This is a genomic window from Mycobacterium sp., from assembly GCF_025965855.1.
In the GTDB taxonomy this organism is placed as follows: Bacteria; Actinomycetota; Actinomycetes; order Mycobacteriales; family Mycobacteriaceae; genus Mycobacterium.
The window spans coordinates 1-6,246 of record NZ_JAOPWB010000086.1; the positions used below are offsets into that span (position 1 = coordinate 1).

A 6,246-nucleotide genomic window follows, 5' to 3' on the forward strand; every position below is an offset into this window, starting at 1 on the left:
GAACTCCGCCGGACAGGCCGCCCTGTACTTGGCGTCGCGCGGCTGCCCGGTCACCGTGGCAGTGCGTGGATCGGACGTGGCCGCCACCATGTCGGCGTATCTGGTGGCGCGGCTGCGCGCACATCCGCGGGTGCAGATCCGCGCCCACACCGAAGTCACCGCCCTGTCCGGTGGGTCGACACTGCAGCGCATCACCCTCACCGACAACACCACCGGTCAGGTCTCGGAACACCCCTGCCGCGGCCTGTTCTGCTTCATCGGCGCGCGACCGGCAACCCAGTGGCTTCCCGGCCTTGCTCTTGACAGTGCGGGTTTCGTCCGCACCGACGCCCAGCTAGATCCCGAAGAACTCGGCGCCACCTGGACAGCGCTCGGGCGCGCACCGCTGCCGTTTGAAACCAGCGTGCCCACCGTCTTCGCCGCCGGAGACGTCCGGTTGACCTCGGTGAAACGGGTCGCCTCCGCCGTCGGCGAGGGTGCAAACGCGGTGCGGTCCATCCACACCGCGCTCGGACCACACACCTGAACTGCCATCACCGACCCGTACCGCAACGACCAACATCTTCACCGCACGCTCACGTTGCTCGACCGTATTGCTCGGCCATAATCGCCATCCTTCTCATAGAAGGAAGCGGCACTAAACCCGGAACGGTTCAGCACAAGAGCGAGATCCCACTCGACTGAATCCCCAATTCCCCGAACCGATTCCAGCGAGATCCGCGCGGCGTACCGTGCGCACGAATTAAGGAGGTCAATCTCAATGCTGAGTGACTTGGCGATGCGTGACGGGCAGCCGCAGTTCGACGGCAGCGACATAGTGATCAGGCACGAGATGTTCGGGCGGGAGTTCGCACTGATGCCCGGACTGTCGGCAGCGTCTGCCGCGTCAGCCCACGACTGGCCAGTCGGACTGTCCACCAGCGGATACGAGCCCGGGCCAAGCGAATGACACTGGGGTGTAGTCCTCGGGGAAGCAGGCGCCGACTCTGATCATCCTGAACTCAAACGACCTCCTGAAGGAAAGGATTGGTTCCGGGTGGGTCCCCACTTGATGTTCGTCTTTCCCGAAAGCGCCGGGGACATCACTAAAGGCATCGGCCACGACACCTCTACGGGCCTGCCATATTTGAGACCTTTTCCAGGGGCTACTCAGCATCTCCTGGTCGTTCCCATTGCTCTACCGAATGAAACAATCGAGGTAGAGAAGGCTTATCCGTAAATCATTCTGTCGACCTGCTCAACAACCGCACCGCGCTTGCGCCACCACCTCGTGAGAGGACCGAGGGCATCCAGATCGAGATCCCTATCGATCAGATCCGCGCCGGCGAGATCGTGGTCGCGTCGCCCGGTGATTTGATTCCGGTCAACGGCACCGTGATCGCCGGCCACGACTGACCACTCGCACTGTCCGCAAGCCGATGCGAGCGTGGGTTGACCCAACAACGCTCAATGCCAGTCATTCCGGTTCTAATCTCGATCGCCCTCGTTATAGGGCATCGCGGGATAGTGCCAACCATCAAATCAAGGGGCGCGACCATGGATGATCCGATTGTCGAGGCGAGGGTGGCGCGAGCACTCCTTTCGGGGCCGGCAACCATCCGCGACGGCGCCACCGTCGCGGATATGGACGAGCGCGGCAACATGACCGTCGTGCGCCCGGGCACCAACGAGTGGTTGTGCATGCCAGGCGTGGAGATAGGGCAGGCCGACATGTGCGCCGATCCAATGGGTATGCAGTGGTTCACAGACCTGGTGGTGATGCGGAAACCGAAGCCGACCAATACTGCGCCAGGACTGATCTACATGCTCAACGGGGCCACCCAGCACAGCTACACCGATCCATTCGACAGGACGAGCCCGCCCATCCCCATCGGCCCACACTGGATGCTGATTTGGCCGTTCGACGCCGAAGCGAGCGGACTATCAACGGTCATGCGCGATGCGGGAACGATGATCATGTTTGCCGGAACGCCGTATGCACACCTTCACATCTGCGGAGATCCATGGGCGGGCAACGAATATCACCCTGGCGACAAAGCCGTGTGGACGATGACGTACGACCAGCGGGCGTAGCCGCGCTCCAATGCCGCTAAGTATCGATCCCGCAAGTTCAGTCCGCGTCGATGATCCGCTCCGCATCGATACCGCGGCTCCGCTTTTTTCGATGCAGCGTCTCTAGCCTGCGCCTGGTTGGATGCGTTGGTCGCCCGCCCGCAAAGAACTCATCTCGACCAACGCCCCCGTCGTGTGGCAAACGGTGATGCTCTGCAGCGCGATCGCCGGTGACAGCGGCCGCACGCAGACACGATTCACGGCGACCGGTGGATGCTCACGTTGATTTCGCTTACCTCAGGGAGAGACCAATGAACCCGGTCACCGAGTTGTCCCGACATCCGCGTCGCAGAGGCTTCTTAAATGACGACGCATTTTCGGAGACCGTCAGTCGTCCCATCCACCTGCTCAGAATCGATGCGTCCCCGCGCGCTTCCAAGTCAAACTCGATGGCCCTGACGGACGCCTTTGTCACCGCCCGCACCGATGCCCTGCCGTCTGTCACCGTCGATGTCATGAACGTATGGGACGAGAAGCTGCCGGAGTTTGACAATGCGGCGATCGACGCCAAGTACAAGGGCGTCGCCGGCAGCACGATGAACGAGGCCGAGACAGGTGTGTGGAATCGCATCCACACACTGGTGGCACCGTTCAAGCGGGCGGATCGGATCGTGCTCGGTGTTCCCATGTGGAACTTCGCTTATCCCTACAAGCTGAAGCAGCTGATCAACCTGGTGTCGCAACGCAACATGCTGTTCACCTACGACGGCGAGCGGTTCGGTCCACTGCTGCAAACACCAAAGGCGATGGTTATCCATACCAGATGCCAGGAGTACAAAGAAGACCTGCCAACCCCGCCTTCCCGGTTCGACCACCAATCACGCTATGTCGAGTTCTGGCTCGATTTCATTGGGGTACAACAGGTTCGAGCATTGGCGGTTGAGAACACATGGGGTGACAAGGCCGAAGCCAGCATGCAAGCAGCGCGAGAGAAAGTGGCAGCTCTCGCCTTAGATTTCTGACTCGTCAACCGCGATTCCTGCATTCAGCTCCATCCTCTCGTCGTGGTCCACCTCACGCACCACAGCGGCGCACGCTACACAATTCGGCGGGCCTAGAGCTCGAGGTGAAGTCGCAGCGCCTCATCCAGCTGCGTTATCTCTTCTGCCGAAAGCCTGCCGATACGCCGCTGCAGCCGCTCGGCAGCAACGGAACGTATCTGCTCTGCCTGCGCTTTCGAATCGACTGTGAGACCGCTCGTCTCGGACGACAACGGCACTTGGAAGGGGTAGATTTTGCTGACATTGCTTGTCACTGGGACCACGGTGATCACGCCACGTTTTAGGCGCACAGCCATCGCATTGGCTCGATCATTGCTGACGATCACCGCAGGGCGGCGCTTGTTCGCCTCGCTGCCACGGACAGGATCGAGGTCGACCCACCAGATCTCACCGCGCAGCATCGCCGAGCCCGTCGGCCGTCACCATCTCCCATGCCGAATCTTCCCCCGTCGCCGACCATTCGTCCCACGCGTTGCTGTAGTCCTCTTCGAGGGCGGGATAGCGAAGCATGCGAATGGCGCGCTGGAGACCGGCCGATCGTGACGGCAGGCCGGCTCGCTTCACATAGGCGTCAAGGAGCGCAACGTCTTCGTCCGACAGGCTGACACTTAGCTTCATACCGCTATGCTACCGCGGTACTACCCAGTAGTACTCGTTGCCTCTGTGCGTGCGGTACCTGCCCCGAGCAGGTGGCGGTGATCGTCGACGGACACCGGTTGAGGGTTGGCGATTGAGGATGCGTGGGGATTCCACGCCGCCGTGCCGGTCAGGATGCGAAGTCGATCAGGTGCTTCACCAGGTCCCGGTCAAGTATGCCGGGCACCTTCGACTCTTTCATTTCCGGGAACTGGCTGAAGAACGCGGTGGGCTCGTCCAGATCGATGCGGACGTCCTCCCCGTCCTGCTGGGACACGCACACGCGCACCGGCGCGCCAAGTCCGGCCGTCGCCCCGTATTGAAAGAGCCCGTTGACGATGACGGCATTGCCGATCAGATAGAACCTGCAGCCGAGCGGGAACCCGGCCAGACGCTGCGTCGATCCCTGGTCGAGCTTGAAGAAGATCGAAAACTCGTGGTCGCCGGATATCTCCTGGAAATGCGCCTGGATGCCAGCCTGATCACAGCCTCGGTCATGCTGGCCAGCTTCGGCAGATCGACGATCCGGAACACGCCGGCTCCGAGTAGGTCGACCACGCCCACCGCTTCGAGAGTTCATACTTCAGTAAATGTGAGCCAAGTGCCATCTGCGCGAGCCTCTCAAAGGAGTACTGCAAGTCTTCCGCTTCCTGCCGAGGCGCAACTGATACTGCCATCGGCTACGGATTCAGGCGCGGTCGCAATCGATATCAATGTCGGAACCAATTCGTCACTCGGCCGGCCGTCACCTGCATGCGTCTAGGAAACCCAGGACGTCGTCGGCAAACTCGGAGTGGTGCTGAAACAGAAAGCCGTGCGCCGAGTCCGGGTAAATCTTCACGCGAGCTTGTGGAATCAAGCCTGCGAGTAGGTACGTGAAATGGGGAAGAATCATGGGGTCGCTGTCACCGTTCGCCACAAACACCGGCAGGTCGATCGCGGTTACTCGCTCCAGCGCGCTGTGATTCGGAACTCCCCATGCACAGACGGCGTCGTACTGAGCTTGTCGGGTTCCCCACGTGGTGGGCAGGTCGCGGCCCTGTATTCGGGAGAACATGCGCTTGAGGGCTTGCTGCCCAGCCTGCCGGCTCGAGGCAGAGGGGGCGTAGAACACGTCAAGCACCCCATCGGGGTTTGTCTGTCGCGCGCCGACCGCGTCGATAACATCGGGAGCCCAACCGTGCATCCCGGCAGCGCCCTGGGGCGCCGAAGACGCCAAGACGACTTTTCGGAGCAGTGCTGGCCTCACCAGCGCCATTTCCTGGGCTATGAAGCTGCCGATGGAGAAGCCCAGTATGTCGACCTGGTCGAACTCCATGGCCCTCAGAAAAGCGATGGCGTCCTGTGCCATCTGCTCGATGCAGTGGGGCGTGTTCCCAGTGGTGCCGCCGACCCCCACGTTGTCGAACGTCACGACACGGCGAGACGATGCCAGCTCGTCGATCAGCGCCGGATCCCAGTTGTCGAGGTTGCCACGGAAGTGCTGGAGAAGGACCAGGGGAACGCCGCCCTGGCCTGCATCCCGATACACATGCTCAATGCCGTTGGCGGCATTGACGGTCTTGTTCGAAAGCTCCGCGTATGTTTCGCCTGTTGTCATTGTCCAAGTCCCTTGTGCTCTCTCCCTGACCGCCAACTCATCGAGACGCCGACCTACGACCGCCGATCTAGAACGCGCTGTGGCTCGGCGAACACCTCCCCCCAAATTTCGGCTGCGGCGGGCGAAGGTCGCATCCGCCAGTGGACAGCCCACCTGGCCAGTCGCCGATCGACGGACCCGCGCGGCAACAGAATTCGTAGCGCAGACGAGTTGTCAGTTCGAAGCTGAACAGCGGGTGTCGGGTGCGGGCGCTGCATCAGCGCGGTCGTCGCGCCGTCATAGCCCAGGCGAGCTGTCATGCGGGCGGTAATCCGGTTTCAGCTTCGACCACGTGGCGCTTCCCACTCGCGGGCAGCGTCGATCACCGCAGTCCGATGAGGTGCTTCTGGCCCTTCCGCGCAGTGAACCGTCGCACCGGCATGCCGTCCGCGAAGGATGCTGGCCACATATCGGCCAGCGGCACTGGTGCTCGATGCCTTCCTCGGTCACGTAGCCGACCTCGAAGTCATCCACCGCGAACAAGCCGATGGGCCACGTCCAGCTGTACGGCCGGGCGAATCCCGGTAGCGACTCGCAAGGCAACTCTGGACTTCGCAACATCGCTCGCGGAATTGAGTCTGGAATGCACAAGGTTCAACTGGACGAGACAGCCGCAGAACATCTCGGTGGCGGCGCCACCTTCATCACCGAGACCCCCAAAATCCACGTGGCGCAGGGGGGCCACCGCGCCGCAGCCCCCGACTGTCCACCTGCACTGTCCACCGGCCGATACCAGCGCGGGCCAATCCGATAACACTCGATAGCAATCGTTTCCGGTTCTCGTCTCGATCGCCCCGGATCAACCAACGTCACGCAAGGTAGGAAGTGTGCTACGGGCGAATGTATCGAAATTCATCA

The 6,246-nt window shown here is 61.7% G+C and carries 8 protein-coding genes; 4 read left to right on the forward strand and 4 right to left on the reverse strand.

Features of this window, described 5'->3' with window-relative positions; translation table 11 throughout:
• The 4 genes from JWP83_RS06545 to JWP83_RS06560 all read left to right on the forward strand — a co-directional run.
• Nucleotides 1-526: NAD(P)/FAD-dependent oxidoreductase (locus JWP83_RS06545; RefSeq protein ID WP_297727492.1), on the forward strand; the 526-nt coding region annotated here is incomplete at its 5' end.
• A gap of 234 nt (nt 527-760) precedes the next feature.
• Complete coding sequence (locus JWP83_RS06550) at nt 761-949, forward strand: hypothetical protein (protein WP_297727495.1); 189 nt, start codon at nt 761-763, stop codon at nt 947-949.
• 587 nt (nt 950-1,536) lie between these two features.
• Entirely contained in the window at nt 1,537-2,073 is a 537-nt protein-coding gene (locus tag JWP83_RS06555) for a hypothetical protein (protein WP_297727498.1), read from the forward strand.
• Between the two features lie 290 nt (nt 2,074-2,363).
• Entirely contained in the window at nt 2,364-3,074 is a 711-nt protein-coding gene (locus JWP83_RS06560; protein WP_297727501.1) for an NAD(P)H-dependent oxidoreductase, read from the forward strand.
• A 92-nt stretch (nt 3,075-3,166) separates the two neighbouring features.
• Here JWP83_RS06560 and JWP83_RS06565 read toward each other — a convergent pair whose 3' ends face one another.
• From JWP83_RS06565 to JWP83_RS06580, 4 genes are all read right to left on the reverse strand, one after another.
• Nucleotides 3,167-3,514, reverse strand: a complete 348-nt coding sequence (locus tag JWP83_RS06565; RefSeq protein ID WP_297727504.1) for a type II toxin-antitoxin system PemK/MazF family toxin — start codon at nt 3,512-3,514, stop codon at nt 3,167-3,169.
• Nucleotides 3,501-3,731: a ribbon-helix-helix domain-containing protein gene (locus JWP83_RS06570; RefSeq protein ID WP_297727507.1), complete on the reverse strand. Its 231-nt coding sequence runs from the start codon at nt 3,729-3,731 to the stop codon at nt 3,501-3,503. The genes JWP83_RS06565 and JWP83_RS06570 overlap by 14 nt, the downstream gene beginning before the upstream one ends.
• Nucleotides 3,732-3,879: 148 nt before the next feature.
• Nucleotides 3,880-4,329, reverse strand: a complete 450-nt coding sequence (locus tag JWP83_RS06575; protein ID WP_297727512.1) for a hypothetical protein — start codon at nt 4,327-4,329, stop codon at nt 3,880-3,882.
• A 165-nt stretch (nt 4,330-4,494) separates the two neighbouring features.
• On the reverse strand, nt 4,495-5,349 hold the full coding sequence (locus JWP83_RS06580; protein WP_297727514.1) for an alpha/beta hydrolase: 855 nt from the start codon (nt 5,347-5,349) through the stop codon (nt 4,495-4,497).
• Nucleotides 5,350-6,246 lie beyond the last annotated feature (897 nt).

Bases quoted from the DNA above. Each gene is read 5' to 3' on its own strand.
- JWP83_RS06550 (WP_297727495.1), top strand. From the start codon at position 761: ATGCTGAGTGACTTGGCGATGCGTGACGGGCAGCCGCAGTTCGACGGC.
- JWP83_RS06560 (WP_297727501.1), top strand. From the start codon at position 2,364: ATGAACCCGGTCACCGAGTTGTCCCGACATCCGCGTCGCAGAGGCTTC.
- JWP83_RS06565 (WP_297727504.1), bottom strand. From the start codon at position 3,514: ATGCTGCGCGGTGAGATCTGGTGGGTCGACCTCGATCCTGTCCGTGGC.
- JWP83_RS06580 (WP_297727514.1), bottom strand. From the start codon at position 5,349: ATGACAACAGGCGAAACATACGCGGAGCTTTCGAACAAGACCGTCAAT.
- JWP83_RS06555 (WP_297727498.1), top strand. From the start codon at position 1,537: ATGGATGATCCGATTGTCGAGGCGAGGGTGGCGCGAGCACTCCTTTCG.
- JWP83_RS06570 (WP_297727507.1), bottom strand. From the start codon at position 3,731: ATGAAGCTAAGTGTCAGCCTGTCGGACGAAGACGTTGCGCTCCTTGAC.
- JWP83_RS06575 (WP_297727512.1), bottom strand. From the start codon at position 4,329: ATGAACTCTCGAAGCGGTGGGCGTGGTCGACCTACTCGGAGCCGGCGT.